Origin of the sequence: Bacillus sp. EE-W1, from assembly GCF_009760835.1 — a bacterium.
Taxonomy (GTDB): domain Bacteria; phylum Bacillota; class Bacilli; order Bacillales; family Bacillaceae_G; genus Bacillus_A; species Bacillus_A wiedmannii.
Genome location: NZ_WIPE01000064.1, coordinates 145,995 through 162,905, shown reverse-complemented (window position 1 = coordinate 162,905; position 16,911 = coordinate 145,995). Strand labels below are relative to the sequence as shown.

The 16,911-nt window shown below is 35.3% G+C and carries 12 protein-coding genes and 1 other annotated feature; of the genes, 8 read left to right on the top strand and 4 right to left on the bottom strand.

From position 1 onward, the window contains the following. Positions 1 to 68 precede the first annotated feature (68 nt). From GFJ36_RS15585 to GFJ36_RS15575, 3 genes are all read left to right on the top strand, one after another. Complete coding sequence (locus GFJ36_RS15585; protein WP_179192146.1) at positions 69 to 2,450, top strand: immune inhibitor A domain-containing protein; 2,382 nt, start codon at positions 69 to 71, stop codon at positions 2,448 to 2,450. Positions 2,451 to 2,825: 375 nt separating this feature from the next. Then, positions 2,826 to 3,857: a Delta(5) desaturase DesA gene (gene desA / locus GFJ36_RS15580; RefSeq protein WP_116891975.1), complete on the top strand. Its 1,032-nt coding sequence runs from the start codon at positions 2,826 to 2,828 to the stop codon at positions 3,855 to 3,857. 282 nt (positions 3,858 to 4,139) lie between these two features. Then, on the top strand, positions 4,140 to 5,327 hold the full coding sequence (locus tag GFJ36_RS15575; RefSeq protein ID WP_097890229.1) for an RtcB family protein: 1,188 nt from the start codon (positions 4,140 to 4,142) through the stop codon (positions 5,325 to 5,327). Positions 5,328 to 5,523: 196 nt separating this feature from the next. On the opposite strand, the gene GFJ36_RS15570 is transcribed toward GFJ36_RS15575, so the two are convergent. Further along, on the bottom strand, positions 5,524 to 5,871 hold the full coding sequence (locus GFJ36_RS15570) for a VOC family protein (RefSeq protein WP_048560674.1): 348 nt from the start codon (positions 5,869 to 5,871) through the stop codon (positions 5,524 to 5,526). A gap of 297 nt (positions 5,872 to 6,168) precedes the next feature. Further along, positions 6,169 to 7,593, bottom strand: coding sequence for an amino acid permease (locus GFJ36_RS15565; protein ID WP_088063805.1), 1,425 nt, complete (start codon positions 7,591 to 7,593; stop codon positions 6,169 to 6,171). A 270-nt stretch (positions 7,594 to 7,863) separates the two neighbouring features. On the opposite strand from GFJ36_RS15565, the gene GFJ36_RS15560 reads away from it, so the two are divergent. Then, positions 7,864 to 8,613, top strand: coding sequence for an IclR family transcriptional regulator (locus GFJ36_RS15560; RefSeq protein WP_097890228.1), 750 nt, complete (start codon positions 7,864 to 7,866; stop codon positions 8,611 to 8,613). 76 nt (positions 8,614 to 8,689) lie between these two features. Next, a complete protein-coding gene (locus tag GFJ36_RS15555) occupies positions 8,690 to 10,330 on the top strand; it encodes a M20/M25/M40 family metallo-hydrolase (protein ID WP_088609170.1) in 1,641 nt (546 codons plus the stop codon). Positions 10,331 to 10,521: 191 nt separating this feature from the next. On the opposite strand, the gene proC is transcribed toward GFJ36_RS15555, so the two are convergent. Then, positions 10,522 to 11,340, bottom strand: coding sequence for a pyrroline-5-carboxylate reductase (gene proC, locus GFJ36_RS15550; protein ID WP_088609169.1), 819 nt, complete (start codon positions 11,338 to 11,340; stop codon positions 10,522 to 10,524). Positions 11,341 to 11,679: 339 nt separating this feature from the next. Next, positions 11,680 to 11,890, top strand: a binding site (T-box leader). 144 nt (positions 11,891 to 12,034) lie between these two features. On the opposite strand from proC, the gene proB reads away from it, so the two are divergent. Both proB and GFJ36_RS15540 read left to right on the top strand, forming a co-directional pair. Further along, complete coding sequence (proB, locus tag GFJ36_RS15545) at positions 12,035 to 13,138, top strand: glutamate 5-kinase (RefSeq protein ID WP_098230644.1); 1,104 nt, start codon at positions 12,035 to 12,037, stop codon at positions 13,136 to 13,138. A 31-nt stretch (positions 13,139 to 13,169) separates the two neighbouring features. Further along, positions 13,170 to 14,417, top strand: a complete 1,248-nt coding sequence (locus tag GFJ36_RS15540; RefSeq protein ID WP_087984647.1) for a glutamate-5-semialdehyde dehydrogenase — start codon at positions 13,170 to 13,172, stop codon at positions 14,415 to 14,417. A gap of 49 nt (positions 14,418 to 14,466) precedes the next feature. Here GFJ36_RS15540 and GFJ36_RS15535 read toward each other — a convergent pair whose 3' ends face one another. Next, a complete protein-coding gene (locus GFJ36_RS15535; RefSeq protein ID WP_087984648.1) occupies positions 14,467 to 15,660 on the bottom strand; it encodes a NupC/NupG family nucleoside CNT transporter in 1,194 nt (397 codons plus the stop codon). Positions 15,661 to 15,823: 163 nt separating this feature from the next. Here GFJ36_RS15535 and GFJ36_RS15530 point away from each other — a divergent pair, with 163 nt between their 5' ends. Further along, entirely contained in the window at positions 15,824 to 16,867 is a 1,044-nt protein-coding gene (locus tag GFJ36_RS15530; RefSeq protein WP_098230643.1) for an ArsR/SmtB family transcription factor, read from the top strand. The last annotated feature ends 44 nt before the right edge of the window (positions 16,868 to 16,911 follow it).

Below are 16,911 nucleotides of genomic sequence, written 5' to 3'. Positions count from 1 at the left end.
TTATAACGAATATTATGTTCCTATCGGCAAAAAAAACGATAATTTGCAGACACTGGGGAGGAAATACATTGAAAAAGAAATTAAAACCATTAGCGGTATTAACAACAGCAGCAGTACTAAGTGGTACGTTTGCTTTTGGAGGTCATGCAGCGTATGCTGAGACACCAACATCATCTCTACCAATAGATGAGCACTTAATACCAGAGGAACGTTTGGCAGAAGCGCTGAAACAACGGGGAGTAATTGATCAATCTGCATCACAAGCCGAGACATCAAAGGCTGTCGAAAAATATGTTGAGAAAAAGAAAGGGGAAAACCCTGGAAAAGAAATCTTGACAGGAGATAACCTTACGCAAGAAGCTTCAGATTTTATGAAAAAAGTAAAAGATGCAAAAATGAAGGAGAATGAACAGGCGCAGCAACCAGAAGTAGGACCAGTTGCTGGACAAGATGCAGGATTGAATTCTAGAAAATTAAATGGAAAAGTACCTACTACACCAGCGAAGCAAGCTGAGTACAATGGAACTGTTCGAAAAGATAAAGTACTTGTTTTACTCGTAGAATTTAGCGATTTTAAGCATAATAATATTGATCAAGAACCGGGTTATATGTATTCTAAGGACTTTAATCGTGAACATTATCAAAAAATGTTATTTGGTGATGAGCCATTTACGTTATTTGATGGATCGAAGATTAATACATTTAAGCAATATTATGAAGAACAATCTGGCGGAAGCTACACAGTTGATGGAACTGTAACAGAATGGCTTACTGTTCCAGGAAAAGCGTCAGATTATGGTGCGGATGCGGGTACTGGTCATGATAACAAGGGGCCTTTAGGACCAAAAGATTTTGTGAAAGAAGCATTAAAAGCAGCTGTAGCAAAAGGCATTAATTTAGCTGATTATGATCAATTTGATCAATACGATCAAGATGGTAATGGAAATAAAAACGAGCCAGATGGAATTATTGACCACCTAATGGTTGTACATGCGGGCGTAGGTCAAGAAGCTGGCGGTGGTAAATTGAAAGATGATGCGATTTGGTCCCATCGTTCAAAACTAGGATCAAAGCCATATGCGATTGATGGTACAAAATCTACTGTATCAAACTGGGGCGGAAAGATGGCTGCATATGATTATACAATCGAGCCTGAAGACGGTGCAGTTGGTGTGTTTGCGCATGAGTACGGTCATGATTTAGGCTTACCAGATGAATATGATACAAAGTATTCTGGACAAGGTGAACCTGTTGAATCATGGTCCCTTATGAGCGGCGGTAGCTGGGCTGGAAAAATTGCGGGAACAGAGCCAACAAGTTTCTCACCGCAAAATAAAGAGTTTTTCCAAAAGAATATGAAGGGGAACTGGGCGAATATTGTCGAAGTAGATTATGATAAACTTCGCACGGGAATTGGTACTGCTACATATTTAGATCAAAGTGTTACAAAATCAAAACGACCAGGAATCGTTCGTGTTAACTTGCCAGACAAAGATATAAAAAATATCGAATCAGCATTTGGTAAGAAGTTTTATTACAGCACAAAAGGAAATGACATTCATACAACACTTGAGACACCAGTATTTGACTTAACGACTGCAACGGATGCTAAATTTGATTATAAGGCATTTTATGAATTGGAAGCGAAGTATGATTTCCTTGACGTAAATGCGATTGCAGAAGATGGAACGAAGACACGTATTGATAGAATGGGCGAAAAAGATGTAAAAGGCGGCGTAGATACAACAGATGGTAAGTGGGTTGATAAATCATACGATTTAAGCCAATTTAAAGGAAAGAAAGTAAAACTACAATTTGAGTATGTAACAGATATTGCAGTAGCTTATAAAGGATTTGCGTTAGACAATGCAGCATTAACTGTAGATGGAAAAGTTGTTTTCTCTGATGATGCAGAAGGCCAGCCAGCAATGACACTAAAAGGATTTACTGTGTCTAACGGATTTGAACAGAAAAAACATAACTACTATATCGAGTGGCGAAATTACGCTGGGTCTGACACGGCGCTACAACATGCACGTGGTCCAGTATTTAATACAGGAATGGTTGTATGGTATGCGGATCAAAGCTTTACAGATAACTGGGTAGGCGTTCATCCAGGCGAAGGATTCCTTGGGGTAGTAGATTCTCATCCAGAGGCAATCGTAGGAACATTAAATGGACAACCAACTGTGAAGAGCAGTACGCGTTATCAAATTGCCGATGCGGCATTCTCATTTGATCAAACACCAGCATGGAAAGTAAATTCGCCAACCCGCGGTATTTTTGATTATAAAGGATTACCAGGCGTTGCGAAATTTGATGATTCTAAGCAATACATCAACAGTGTTATTCCAGATGCCGGACGTAAGTTGCCGAAACTTGGATTGAAGTTTGAAGTAGTAGGTCAAGCTGAGGACAAGTCTGCAGGTGCAGTTTGGATCCATCGCTAAAATAAAATGAAAAAGAGCTGCCATAAGTCGGTGAAACCTGACTTATGGCAGCTCTTTTCTTCTTGTGAGAAAAAACTGTTACATAAATACAAATCGAAAAAAATTACCATTTAAAGAAATGAAAAGATGTGCAGAAGTGAAAAAGTCCTCTGCTTTTATATATATTTATTGGAAAAAATAGATGTTTCTTTTATAATTGAAATGCTCCATCAGTCCGATTATATAAGTTTTTTTGACCGTAAGTAATTTGTAAGTAATGAGTAAGAAAAAAGAGATTTTTATATTATATAATATTTATTACAGCTACTTTTAACACCTGATACTAATAGTATGCTATAATGTGAATTAGCAACATAAAGGAAAGGAATTAGACCAATGACATTAGAAAATACTAAAAATTTAAAAAAACAAGTTGCTCCGTATGAAAAATCAACGATTAAAAAAAGTGTGTGGCAACTTATTAACACAATTGTGCCGTTCATTATTTTATGGTACCTTGCTTATAAAAGTTTGTCCGTTTCTTATTGGTTATCGTTAGTTCCATCTCTGTTAGCCGCTGGTTTTATGACACGGATTTTCATTATTTTTCATGATTGTACCCATTATTCATTCTTTAAAAGTCGACCTGCAAATAGAATCGTAGGGACATGTATGGGTGTGTTAACTTTATTCCCGTTTGATCAATGGGGACATGAGCATTCTATTCATCACGCTACAAGTGGTAATTTGGATAAGAGAGGTACAGGAGATATTTGGACGCTTACAGTGGATGAATATTTAGCTGCGCCATTTAGACTGCGTTTAGCATATCGCTTATATCGCAATCCATTCGTTATGTTTGGATTAGGTCCGATTTATGTTTTCTTACTTAAAAATAGATTTAACCGAAAAGGTGCTAGACAGAAAGAACGTATGAATACGTATTTGACGAATATTATAATCGTTGCTTTAATAGCTATACTTTGCTGGGCAATTGGGTGGCAATCGTTTCTGTTAGTGCATGGCACTATATTCTTAATAGCAGGTTCAGTAGGAATTTGGCTGTTTTACGTACAGCACACATTCGAAGATTCTTATTTTGAAGAGGATAAAGATTGGGAATATGTGAAAGCGGCAGTGGAAGGAAGTTCATTTTATAAACTTCCAAAAATCTTGCAATTTCTAACTGGTAATATTGGATTCCATCATGTTCACCATTTAAGTCCAAGAGTACCTAACTATAAACTAGAAGAGGCACACAATAATACGCTTCCGTTAAAAAATGTACCAACGATTACACTTGCTACAAGCTTACGATCACTCCGTTTTCGTCTTTGGGATGAGAAAAGTAACAATTTTGTTACCTTTAAAGAATTCAAAAAAATAATTAAAAACAATGTTTCTGTTCGAGTGAAATCTGAACTATAATTTCATCGTATATAAAAAACTCTCCTTAATCATTTTCGATTTAAGGGGAGTTTTTGTTTAATTATTATATGATCGATATTGAGGAGGAGGAATGCTTATGTGTAGGTATAAATATAAAGAGACAGTAATTATATTATGTAAACAAAATAAATCATTATAATTTTTTATTATAGTGAAGGATATAGTACATATATAATGGAAAGCAGAAGGTGGATGATAGTAATTATAAGAACACATACAACGTAATAAAATAATTCTTTCAAAAGGAAGGGGACATGAAAGATGTTGAAATTACAAGGAAAATACAATGAAGCAAAAGTATTTACGAATAACGTTGATGAGACTGCAACTGGGCAGATTATTGATCTTTGTAACCAAGAATTTGTAAAGGATAGTCAAATTCGTATTATGCCAGATACACATGCAGGAGCAGGTTGCACGATTGGGACAACGATGACAATACAAGATAAAATTGTTCCTAATCTTGCAGGGGTAGACATTGGTTGTGGTATGGAAGTTGTTATGATTGATAAGAAAAAAGAAGAAATTAATTTCGATTACTTAGACGAAACGATTCGTAAATTTGTTCCAAGTGGTTTTCGTATCCGAGATAAAGAACATCGATTCTCAAAAATGATTGATTTTGATGGTGTGAAGGCCCCATATACATTACAACGAGCTCAAAAAAGTATAGGTACTCTTGGAGGAGGAAATCATTTCATTGAATTAAATGAAGATGATAAAGGAAATGTATATATTGTCATTCATAGTGGTTCTCGTAATTTAGGTAAACAAATAGCAGAGTATTACCAGAACTTCGCGTATGAACAACTAATTCATGTTACATCAATGAAGGATGAGATTATTAAGAGATTAACTAAAGAGGGGAGAGAAAAAGAAATACAAGAGACTTTACGTGGAATTAAGAAGCCACAGATTCGTAAAGAACTAGCTTATTTAGAAGGAAAAGAATTCAAAGATTATATGAATGACATGAATATTGCCCAAAAGTATGCTGAGTTCAATCGTAAAGCAATGATTGATGAAATTGTCACTAAAATGGATTGGAAAGTAACTGATCAATTTACTACAATACATAACTATATTGACATGGAAAATATGATTCTACGAAAAGGTGCTATTTCAGCTCAGAAAGATGAACGAGTAATTATTCCAATTAACATGAGAGATGGTTCAATTATTGCATTTGGTAAAGGTAATCCAGACTGGAACTTTTCTGGTCCGCATGGGGCAGGACGTATCATGAGTCGTAAGAAGGCTAAAGAATTATTGAGTCTAGAGGACTTCCAAAATACGATGAAAGAGGTTTGGACTACATCGGTAGTAGAGAGCACAATTGATGAGGCACCAATGGTATACAAGCCAATGGATGAAATTATAGAAAATACAAAAGAAACAATAGATATAAAGCACATTATTAAGCCATTATATAATTTTAAAGCGAATTAGAAGGGATAAATAAGCAGCCAGAAAAAACTATTTTTCGTATCTTTTGTTCGAAAACAATCTAATCAAGGGAAGTAGTTCCATTTTATTGCGATGGGATAGAAGAAGTCGATTTCCTGTGGAGTTAAGGAATCGACTTTTTTATTTATTTTGTTGAATGAAAGCAACCTTTAGCTTAATAGCAAAGGATTATAACCGTCTATTTCTCCCAAAGCTCAATTAGACGACCTTCAGGATCTTTAATCCAAATAAACTTTCCGAACTCACTAATTTCTTCTTTCTTTTCAAGAGGTACACCAATATGTTCAAGATGCTGAATAGTCTCATTTAAATTATGTACTTCAAAATTTAACATCACTTGCTGTTCTATTGGAAAATAATTATCATTTTCGGTAAAGAAAGAAAAAATAGTCTCATTTCCTAATTGGGGTTTAATCACAGTCCCATTCCAATCTTCTATTTCAATTTTCAACACCTCACTGTACCATTTTTTTATAACATCAAGATTTTTAGTTCTCCAAAATATTCCCCCGAAACCTTTTATCATTGTAGATAACTCCTGTCTTTTTTTAAATTTTTAAGCAATATATATTCAATATATCAAAACAGTAAAGAAAATCAATAACGTATTAAAAGTGAAAAAATCCAATTATTAGTATTGTATTATTTACCGCATTATGGAAATTGGTATCACTTTTCAAAGAACTTGCAATCCAAGTAAAGGTATATAGTAACACTGAATCGTATGAGGTAATGAATGAAAAGGGAATAGAACAAATGCCAATGATAAAAGACCGCATATGAAATGAAAGCCATGTGCGGTCTTTTATATATAAGTATAGTATTACATAGTCTCGCTAATTTTACTTTCACTATGAGTGTTAGTAGCAATTCTTTTCTTAACTTTAAAGTGATAGTAGGTATAGCAAAAAACGATAAACGGTACAGTGCAATAGATTCCAAGTCGTTGTTCTGGGATAAAAATAAGACTGATTAATATAATGCCATACAATCCAAAACCAAGAATTGGTACAAGTGGATAAAGTGGAGTTTTAAATTTTAAGTCTTCTAATTTTCCACCGTCTGCTAAATAATGTTTACGGAAAAAGAATTGAGAGACACAAATTGACATCCAAACAATGATTGTAATGACGCCAGAAATGGAAATTAACCATAAGTAAACTGTTTCAGCAGCTACAACGCTTGTTAAAAGAGAAAAAGCAGAAATAGAAATTGTCAAAATTAAAGCGTTTAAAGGTATTCCTCGTGAAGATAATTTTTTTAAAAAGGCCGGAGCCATTTCATTTTTTGATAATGACCAAAGCATGCGAGTTGCGGCGTACAGTCCAGAGTTTGCGACAGAAAGAACAGCAGTAAGAATAACAAAATTCATAATATCAGCTGCATATGGAATACCGATATTATCAAATACAGCAACGAATGGGCTCTTTGTTAATCCTGCTTCTTCCCAAGGAATTAAAGCAACAAGAACAAAGATTGCTAAGACGAAGAAAAACATCGTGCGCCATATAATATTTCTAATAGAACGAGGTAAAGTTTTTGCTGGATCTTCACTTTCACCTGCTGCGATTCCGACAAGTTCTGTACCTTGGAAGGAATAATTGACTGTAACCATTGTTAATAGAATAGCTGCAAGTCCATTTGGGAATAAACCGCCATGATTTACGAAATTTGATAATAACGGGGCTGGTTCGTCGCCTTTTAAGTCAATAAAACCGAACATAGCGGCACCGCCAAGGATAATAAAAGCTATAATGGCAGATACTTTTATACTTGAAAACCAAAATTCTGTTTCTGCATAACTACGAGCAGATAATGCGTTAATAGTGAAGATAGTAACGCCAAATATTAAACACCAAACCCAAACAGGAATATCAGGAAACCAGCGCTGCATTGTAATGCCGGCAGTTGTAAATTCAAGACCGGTCGTATTCGCCCAGCTTAACCAATACAACCATCCGATTGTAAAGCCAGTTGCAGGATTGATGAACTTAGTTGCATATTCCTGAAAAGAACCTGAAACAGGCATGGCTACAGCAAGTTCACCAAGACAAAGCATAACGAAATACATTAATAATCCACCAGCCATAAAGGCAAGTACGGATCCACCAGGTCCAGCTTGACTTATAATAAAACCAGATCCGTTAAATAATCCCGTTCCAATCACACCACCGAGTGCAATCATGAATAAGTGTCTACTTTTCATCGTACGTTTTAATTCATTGTTTGTATTACTTACTTGCGTCATTGTTTTCCTCACTTTCGTAGTTGATAGAATGAAGTTTGATGTTTTTCCGTATTGTGGAATGTATTCCGTGATGTGAAATCTTGTTATAATTTTCAGATAATTAAAAAGAAAAGTCAATATTTTTTTGTTCGCGCTTACAAATTGTTATCAGTGGTATATTTTTATTTTTAGAAAATTGAATAAATGGATTGATTTCATTTTAAATTTTTGTTAAATTGATAGGTAATTGAGCGAACTAGCATATTACAAGTCAAGCTGAGGTGAGTTATTATGGTGCAGTCCATTGATAGAGCGATAAGTATTATAAAGTTGTTAAATTCTACTAATGAAAAAGAGTATTGGGCAATTTCTAATATAGCGGACAGAACACATCTCCCAGTTAGTACAGTACATAGATTACTTAACTCTTTAATCGAGCATGGGTTAGTTACGCAAATTTCAGAAACGAAACAGTACAAAATTGGGCCAATGTGGATGGAAATAGGATTACGTCAATTGGAGAAGGTAGACTACAGATCAGTTGCAAGAGAAGTGATGAAGCGGTTAGCCTCTGAAGTGGAAGAGAGTGTTTATTTGAACATTCCAAATGGAACACATTCTATTATCATTGAAAGAATGGATAGCCCTTTAAAAATTCGAGTTATTGATAACTTAGGGGAACAAATTCCACTTTCAATTGGTGCTGCAAATAAAACGATGCTTGCCAATATGAAAACGAATGAAATGGAACATATTGTAGAACATTTACTTTCTTCATTACCAGAACAAAAGCACATTCTTTTAGATCAAATAAAGCAAATAAAAACTGAAGGATATGCGGTAAGTTATGGTGAAAAAACAGAAGGGACAGCTTCAGTAGCTGCACCTATTATCGGATTTAATCATAAAGTAGTAGGAGCATTAAGTGTTGGGTTAATTAGTCACCGCATTAATGATGATCGACTATCTTTTCTGATTAGTAAGGTAAAACAAGCAGCTCATGAAATATCAATAAAAATCGGCAGTACATCAGAGCTATAATTTTGATAACTGTCGTCATTTTTTATTCATATACTGGAATTCATTTTCATAATGCGGAAAAAATAGGGGGATTTATATGTCAAAGTGGCAATCAAAAGAACAATTGATTCAATTATTAAGCAGTCTTGTTGAAATTCCTAGTATTACAGGTACAGAAGCTGAAGTGATATTGCCAGACTTTGTTGTGGAACAATTATCTGATTTACAGTACTTCAAAGAAAACCCACATCATTTGCAAAAAAATCCGACGGGGGACGGACGATATTTTGTTACAGCCCTAGTAAAGAAAAGCGATAGTACAAAAAATACCGTAATTCTAGTTAGTCACTTTGATGTTGTAGATGTGCAAGATTACGGAGTTTGGAAAGAAGATGCATTTAATCCTAAAAAGTTAACATCTATGTTTTATTCTCATAAAGATGAATTACCAGACCATGTACGTGAAGATATAGAACAAGGAGATTGGCTGTTTGGCAGAGGAACAATGGATATGAAATGCGGCCTCACATTACAAATGGCAATGATTGAGCAAGCCTGTGAAGGAAGATTTGACGGGAATGTTCTTTTATTAGCTGTTCCAGATGAAGAAGTAAACTCTGTAGGGATGAGGGCTGCTGTTCCAAGACTACTAGAGTTAGCAAGAGAACATAACTTGGATTATAAAACGGTATTAAATTCAGAGCCTATGTTTTCACGACATCCTGGTGACCAAAATAAGTATATTTATACTGGTTCTATTGGTAAAGTGTTACCTGGATTTCTTTGCTATGGTAAAGAAACACATGTGGGTGAACCATTTGCAGGCTTAAATGGGAGTTATATGGCTGCTTTATTAACGGCTGAATTAGAATTGAATACGGACCTTTGTGATGTTGTAGAAGGAGAAGCGAGTCCTCCCCCAACTAACTTACTTCAACGTGATTTAAAGGAGGATTATTCTGTACAAATTCCGCATCGTGCAGTCACATTATTCAATTTGTTTTTACTGGAAAAAACGATGACAGACGTTGTTTCAATGTTACGTCAAAAAGTAACGAAAGTAGCAGAGAAAATAGAAGAATCATACGAGAAGCAAGCATATCGTTTTTCTAAATATAATCCGTTTATACCGCCTAATATGAAAGTAAATGTATTAACGTATGAAGAGCTTATCGCTTATGCAATTGAACAACATGGGCAAGAGAAAATAGATGATATTCAATCTAATATAATAAAAAATAGAGAAGATAAAGATGATCGTGCGGTAACAATTGATTTAGTAGATAAACTATCTATTTTATGTAAAGAAAAGGCGCCGATGATTGTACTTTTCTTTGCTCCACCATATTATCCAGCTGTAAGTTCACGCAACAATCCGTTAATTAAAGATGTAGTTGCAGAAATGGAAAAGTATGCTCACTACAATCATAACATTACATTTGAAAACCAAAACTATTTTGGGGGAATTTCAGATTTGAGCTATGTGGGCTTACAGAATCCACTAGATTCAATGAGTTCACTTGTAGACAATATGCCATTATGGGATAAAGGTTATTCGATTCCACTTAAGGATCTAGAAGAGTTTGACGTTCCGGTATTAAATATGGGGCCGGTAGGAAAAGATGCACATCAATGGACAGAACGTTTAGATGTAAATTACGCATTTGAAACGCTATTAGATATGTTACCGAAATGCATTGAAAAATTATTAGTTTCTAATAAAATTACACAATCATAGTAGAGAATAAGGAAGGGATAAAACTGAAATTTCAAAAGAAGATACAAATGAAATTATTGTAGTATAATCAAAAAAACGGACAAACTCAAGTATCTATGAGTTTGTCCGTTTATCATTTAGTGCAAGCGAGAGAGTATGTAATCCACCGTTTTCTAACTAAATTCAAAGCTAACGTGATCTCTTTTATAGTTTTACTTTTTCGTTTGCCCAGATAGTTCAACAGACTTTTGTGTACAGCGCTGCATTGCTGAAATAATTGCAGTTCGTAATCCTTTTTCCTCTAATGTTGCTACAGCTTCTATCGTTGTTCCGCCAGGAGAACAAACCATATCTTTCAATTCACCTGGATGTATGCCTGTTTCTAGTACCATTTTTGCAGAGCCTAACACAGCTTGAGCAGCGAATTTATATGCTTGATTGCGTGGCATACCATCAAGTACAGCGGCGTCTGCCATCGCTTCTATAATCATATATACGTATGCTGGTGAAGAACCGCTTACAGATGTTACAACGTTCATTAATTTTTCGCTTACGATCTCTGTTTGACCAAAGCTATTGAAAATGTTTAGCACATCTTCTAAATCTTTTTCTGTCACCATTTCATTAGGGCATAATGCAGACATTCCTTCTCCAACAAGAGCAGGGGTGTTAGGCATTACTCTTATAACCTTTAATTTTTTAGCAAAAGCTTCTTCAGTACTTTTAATGCTTTTCCCGGCAGCGATCGTTACGATGATAACATCGTTTTTGATTACTTCTTTTATTTCGTTAATGATTGATGTGTATAGGTCTGGTTTAATTGATAAAATTAAAATATCAGCATTTTTAGCTACTTCATTGTTGTCAGTAGTTGTAGTTAGCCCATATTTTTCACTAGCATTTTTTAAATTCGTAGTGTTTAAATCCGAACAAATAATATTATTTGCAGACACTATATTTTTGTGTAGCATCCCACCAATCATAGCCATTCCCATATTTCCGCAACCGATAAATCCAATTTGTTTATCCATAATAACTCAATCTTGCTCCTTTTATAATAAATTATATCATTTTGAAATTGCTATCTTAAAATAACAATAACAACTTTATGTAATATAAAGAAACATTCTAAGAGAATATATTCCTTTTTGCAACACCAAAAGATAAAAATCAATTATATTCGACATTATGTAAATATATACACTTTAATTTTAGGTTTTATGTTGATGAATATGAGTTAAACTTATATCGATTTGTATTTTCATTCAGTACGGTAATAATTTCATACAAGTAACTTGCCGCTCTATTTATTTTTAAAAATACTTCTTGACACCAAATCAAATTATATCGCATAATATAAAAAATTAAACCGAAAATCGTTGAAGGGAAATAGTACATATGTCTTCTTGCGAAAGAGAGTGGAATTCACCGGCTGAAAGATTCCTCGTATAGAATATATCGAACCTATCCCTGAGTCTTAAATGAAAGTTTAGGCGTTCGCCTGCGTTATAGGCGCCAAGTGGATATCTATGTATATCAATTAAGGTGGTACCGCGGAACAATGACCGTTTCGTCCTTTTTATTTTATTAAGGGCGAAGCGGTCATTTTTATTTTGCTCTTAAATAGGCTAGGTGCAGCATTGAAAAGAATAGAATCGCTGCAAGCCGAATGAATAAAAGTGTAATGTATAAAAAACTTTGATTTTAGACTTGGGGGATACAAAAGTGAAAAAACAACGAATTGTTGTAAAGATTGGGAGCAGCTCTTTGGCAGATAGTCACGGAGGCATTTCTAAAGAACAACTGTCAGATCACGTTGCCGCATTGGCTCGATTGAAAGAGGAAGGGCATGAAGTGTTGTTAATTACATCTGGGGCCGTCGCTGCAGGTTTTTCAGCACTAGGGTATCCTAGTAGACCTGTGACAATTAAAGGAAAACAGGCTGCTGCGGCTGTCGGACAAAGCTTGTTAATGCAGGCGTACACGGAGGAATTCCGTAAATATGGTATTGTAACTGCGCAATTATTGCTGACGAGAAGTGACTTTTCTAGAAAAGAACAATATAGTAACGCTTACGCTACTTTAGGAGAGTTATTAAACCGTTCTGCTCTTCCAATCATTAATGAAAATGATTCCATCTCTTTAGAGGAGCTCACGTTCGGTGATAATGATATGCTGTCAGCTTTAGTAAGCGGACTTGTTTCAGCTGATATGCTTATGATTTTTACAGATGTGAACGGTCTATATGACAAAAATCCTCAGAAAAATGCGGATGCGAAAAAATATTATTTCCTTCCTGAAGTTACGGAAGAAATCGCTTCTCTTGCAGGAGATGCTGGTTCAAAACTTGGAACTGGCGGTATGAAATCAAAAATTGATGCTGCGAAGACAGCACTTTCTCTTGGCGTGAGTGTATTTATCGGAACAGGACGTGGACAAGAGAAATTTGTAGATGTTTTGAAGGGCAAAGGTGATGGAACGTATGTCGGAAATGCTCCTCAAAAAGAAATGAAAGTGAATAAGCAATGGATTGCCTTGCATTCGCTTGTTAGTGGACAAATTGAAGTAGACGCTGGAGCAGCTACTGCTATCATTCAGCATGGTAAGAGTCTTCTTCCTGCTGGCGTTACAAATGTTTCAGGATTTTTCCAAGTTGGCGATGTCGTAGAAGTAATGACAAAGCAAGGGCGCGTAATTGGAAAAGGACAATGCACATATAGCGCAGAGGAATTAAGAGAGATAAAAGGTATGCAAAGTCAACATATTCAAGCAAGAGGCGAAAGGCATAATTATGAAGTCATTCATAGAGATTATTGGGTGTCACTTTAAGAATAGTGATGTTAAAAAGGAGGAAATGAAGATGAATGAAGTGTTGGCAAAGGGAAAAAAAGCGAAAGAAATTGCTAGAGAACTTGTACTAAAATCTACAAGTCAAAAAAACGAAGCACTTGCTGCTATTGCTGAAAGGCTAATAGTAGAAACAGCTTATATTGTAGAGGAAAACAAACGTGATATCGAAGAAGGTAAGGCAAAAGGATTTTCTGATTCACTCCTTGATCGACTTATGCTAACTGAACAACGAATTGTTGATATGGCAGAGGGAATTAAGCAGTTAATCGAATTACGTGATCCAGTTGGAGAACGTGTAAGTGAATGGAAGCGACCAAATGGACTATCTATTCAGGAGATGCGTGTACCACTTGGTGTTGTTGGGATGATTTATGAGGCAAGACCAAATGTAACAGTAGATGCTGCTACAATTTGTTTGAAGACAGGAAATGCAGTTATATTACGTGGTAGCTCTTCTGCTATCAATTCTAACAAAGCCATCGTTACCGTTATTCATCGAGCACTCAAAGAAACAAGCTTGCCTCCAGAAAGTGTACAGCTTATAGAAGATACAACGCGAGATAGCGCAAAACAGTTGTTTACAATGAATGATTACTTAGACGTTCTTATTCCAAGAGGAGGCAAACAATTAATTGATACTGTAGTGAGAGAAGCGTCTGTTCCGGTACTTGAAACAGGTGCAGGAAATTGTCATATTTTCATTGATGAAACAGCGAATAAGCAAATGGCAATTGATATTATTATTAATGCAAAAACGCAGCGTCCATCTGTATGTAATGCAATTGAAACGATTATACTTCATGAGAAGTGGGTGCAGCAATATGGTAAAGAGCTGTTTTCTGCTTTAAAGGAAAGAGGCGTGGAACTACGTGGTGATCAAAAAGCATTGGCAATTGATTCTTCAATTGTACTTGCTTCAGAAGAAGACTGGGAGACAGAATTTTTATCTCTCACACTGGCAGTTAAAGTAGTTTCTTCTATAGAAGAAGCGATTTATCACATAAATACGTATGGATCTATGCATTCTGAAGCAATTATTACAGAGGACGAGGAAAACGTCAATAAGTTCTTCACATCTGTTGATGCGGCGGCACTTTATCATAATGCATCCACCCGTTTTACTGATGGATCTGAATTCGGATTTGGAGCAGAAATTGGCATCAGTACACAAAAGCTACATGTAAGGGGACCGATGGGACTTCCTGCATTGACTTCTACAAAATATGTGATTCGTGGAAATGGTCAGATTCGAAAATAATAATAAAAGACACTCAATTCGATTGGGTGTCTTTTATTTTAAAGATTATTTACCATACAAATAGTCCAACGAGCATAGCGCTTAATAAGGAAACTGCCATCCCGCTAACGAGAAGCTTCCAAACATTTTTACCGATTATGGCTGATTTTTCTCCGCCAAATAATGAATTGTAAGTTCCGTAAATCATACCTACTGTACTAAAGTTAGCAAAAGAAGCTAGAAATGTAGTTGCAACTGCAACTGTATGTGGTTGTAAAGACTTTAGGTTTGATTTTAAATCCATCATTGCAACAAATTCATTCGTCGTTATTTTGATCCCCATTAATTCAGCTACATACATCGCATCACTGCCCGATAAACCGAGTAAAAAAGCAAAAGGGCTAAAGATAATGGAGAAGATTTTTTGAATTGTTAAACCTGTGACGAAAAAGCCTAAAATTCCATTTAAACATGCAGTTAATGCCACATAACCAATTACCATAGCTAAAATAACGATAACCATATTCATCCCGACTAACATACTGTTTGAAATAGTAGAAAAGAAATCCTTTTTTTCATCTTTTGCAGGTGTATATACGACATCTTCTTCTTTTGAAACTTCCACAGGATTTAATACATTGGCTAAAATTAATGCGTTAATACAGTTTAAAGGGATTGCACTGAAAATATATGTTGCCGGAACCATTGATAAATAAGCGCCAAGAATGGATCCGCTAACGCTACTCATGCTCATAATTCCAAAAGTTAATAAACGATTTTCTTTTAAAACGGATAATTGATCACGGACAACCGCAAGTGCTTCAGTGTTTCCTAAAAACATCATTTGAATCGAAAAGAAACTTTCTAACTTTGGTAAACGAGAAATTTTTGAAATAACTGCACCTACTTTATCAATAATCCAAGTTAAGATTCCGAAGTACGAAAGAATATCAAAGAACGTGATAACGAAAATGATAGGAAGTAATGCACTAAAGAAGAAATCAACGGTTTGATTTTCCATAGCGGAAGGAAAGGCAAACCGAATACCTTCATTCGCGCATGATAGTAACCAACTGAAAAATGAAGCAATTTTATTAATGATAATACTGCCAAGCTTCGTGCCTAACATAAACCATGTAATAAAGAGCTCCAATATGATTAGAATAACGATTGGTCTCCATTTTATTTGTTTTTTATTAGGCGAAAATAGGAAAACGAATAAGATAACAATGAAAATCCCTAACATATTCAATATGAAATGCATGTCAACAACTCCTTGAAAGTTATTATTTGTATATAAAAAAGCTCCTATTCTTCTTAATTTAGAATGAATGTATTTCAACTCATATTTTATAAATTCTAAAAATATAGAAGGATAAATTCGACGAAAATAGAATTAGATATATAGCAAACAGGGAGGGGATAAAATGGAGGTCTATCACATAACGAGTAGAAAGAGGGAAACTTACCATGTTCAAGTGAAGTATTCGATACTTTTCGAATGCGCACTTGGCATTGCGGCAATCACTCATAAAAGGTTAATCGATACCCTTGAAAAGAGTCAAAATGAATGGGAAGAAATTAAGGAATCATTAACAGAAGAAATGAGAGAGCACTTACAGTTTGTAGAAGAACATAATACGTGGAAAGCGTTACTTCAGTTGTTGTATAAAGAGGATTTTCAGGACTTAGCACAGTTTCATGCTAAAATCGATTCGCTTTCAGAAGTAGATTTGAAATATATATGCTTACCGTTTTTAGGCGAGAAGTATGAAAAGAAAAGACATTTAGCAGCAAGTGGGGACGTAACTGCAATATATGAACTAGAGGAGCTGACACAAGATCATCAGTTTTTCTCTACGTATCTTCGTTTTATATGTAATATCGATGTGCAAAAACTAAAGGACCATTTAGTAGCCGTTATGACAGGGTGGTATGAGAGTGTTATTCAGAAAGAGGAGGAGCAAATACTTTCTATATTACAAAGAGATTATGAAGCGAAAAATGAAATGAATAAAAAGATGAAACCAGAAGAGTTTGTCGAGTGGGCGACTGGCGGTGTGAACTATATGCCAGAACCAAGTGTTCATTATGTACTTCTTATCCCGCAAATGACGTACAGACCGTGGAACATTGAGGCGGATATTGAAGATACGAAAGTATTTCATTACCCAGTCGCAAACGAAAGCATCCATCCTGAAGATCTATATGAACCGAATTATTTTTTAGTTCAAAAACATAAGGCACTTGGGGATGAAGCGAGGTTACGCATTGTAAAAATGTTGTTCGAACAAGAACGGACTTTGCAGGAAATTACAGAAAGACTGCAACTCGGTAAATCGACTGTACACCATCATTTGAAATTGTTACGTGCAGCGAAGTTAGTAGATATACATGACGGAAAATATGTATTGAGAAAGAAAGCAGTACAGTCGTTAGCGAAAGAATTAGATGCGTTTTTAAATAAATAATATGCAACTAGAATGCACATAGAGGGAGGAATCTAGTAGAAAAG

What these genes read in the sequence shown, in the direction of transcription:
- GFJ36_RS15530 (WP_098230643.1), top strand. Translation starts at nt 15,824, where the DNA reads ATGGAGGTCTATCACATAACGAGTAGAAAGAGGGAAACTTACCATGTT.
- GFJ36_RS15535 (WP_087984648.1), bottom strand. Translation starts at nt 15,660, where the DNA reads ATGCATTTCATATTGAATATGTTAGGGATTTTCATTGTTATCTTATTC.
- GFJ36_RS15570 (WP_048560674.1), bottom strand. Translation starts at nt 5,871, where the DNA reads ATGATAAAAGGTTTCGGGGGAATATTTTGGAGAACTAAAAATCTTGAT.
- GFJ36_RS15540 (WP_087984647.1), top strand. Translation starts at nt 13,170, where the DNA reads ATGAATGAAGTGTTGGCAAAGGGAAAAAAAGCGAAAGAAATTGCTAGA.
- GFJ36_RS15575 (WP_097890229.1), top strand. Translation starts at nt 4,140, where the DNA reads ATGTTGAAATTACAAGGAAAATACAATGAAGCAAAAGTATTTACGAAT.
- GFJ36_RS15565 (WP_088063805.1), bottom strand. Translation starts at nt 7,593, where the DNA reads ATGACGCAAGTAAGTAATACAAACAATGAATTAAAACGTACGATGAAA.
- GFJ36_RS15555 (WP_088609170.1), top strand. Translation starts at nt 8,690, where the DNA reads ATGTCAAAGTGGCAATCAAAAGAACAATTGATTCAATTATTAAGCAGT.
- desA (WP_116891975.1), top strand. Translation starts at nt 2,826, where the DNA reads ATGACATTAGAAAATACTAAAAATTTAAAAAAACAAGTTGCTCCGTAT.
- proC (WP_088609169.1), bottom strand. Translation starts at nt 11,340, where the DNA reads ATGGATAAACAAATTGGATTTATCGGTTGCGGAAATATGGGAATGGCT.
- GFJ36_RS15560 (WP_097890228.1), top strand. Translation starts at nt 7,864, where the DNA reads ATGGTGCAGTCCATTGATAGAGCGATAAGTATTATAAAGTTGTTAAAT.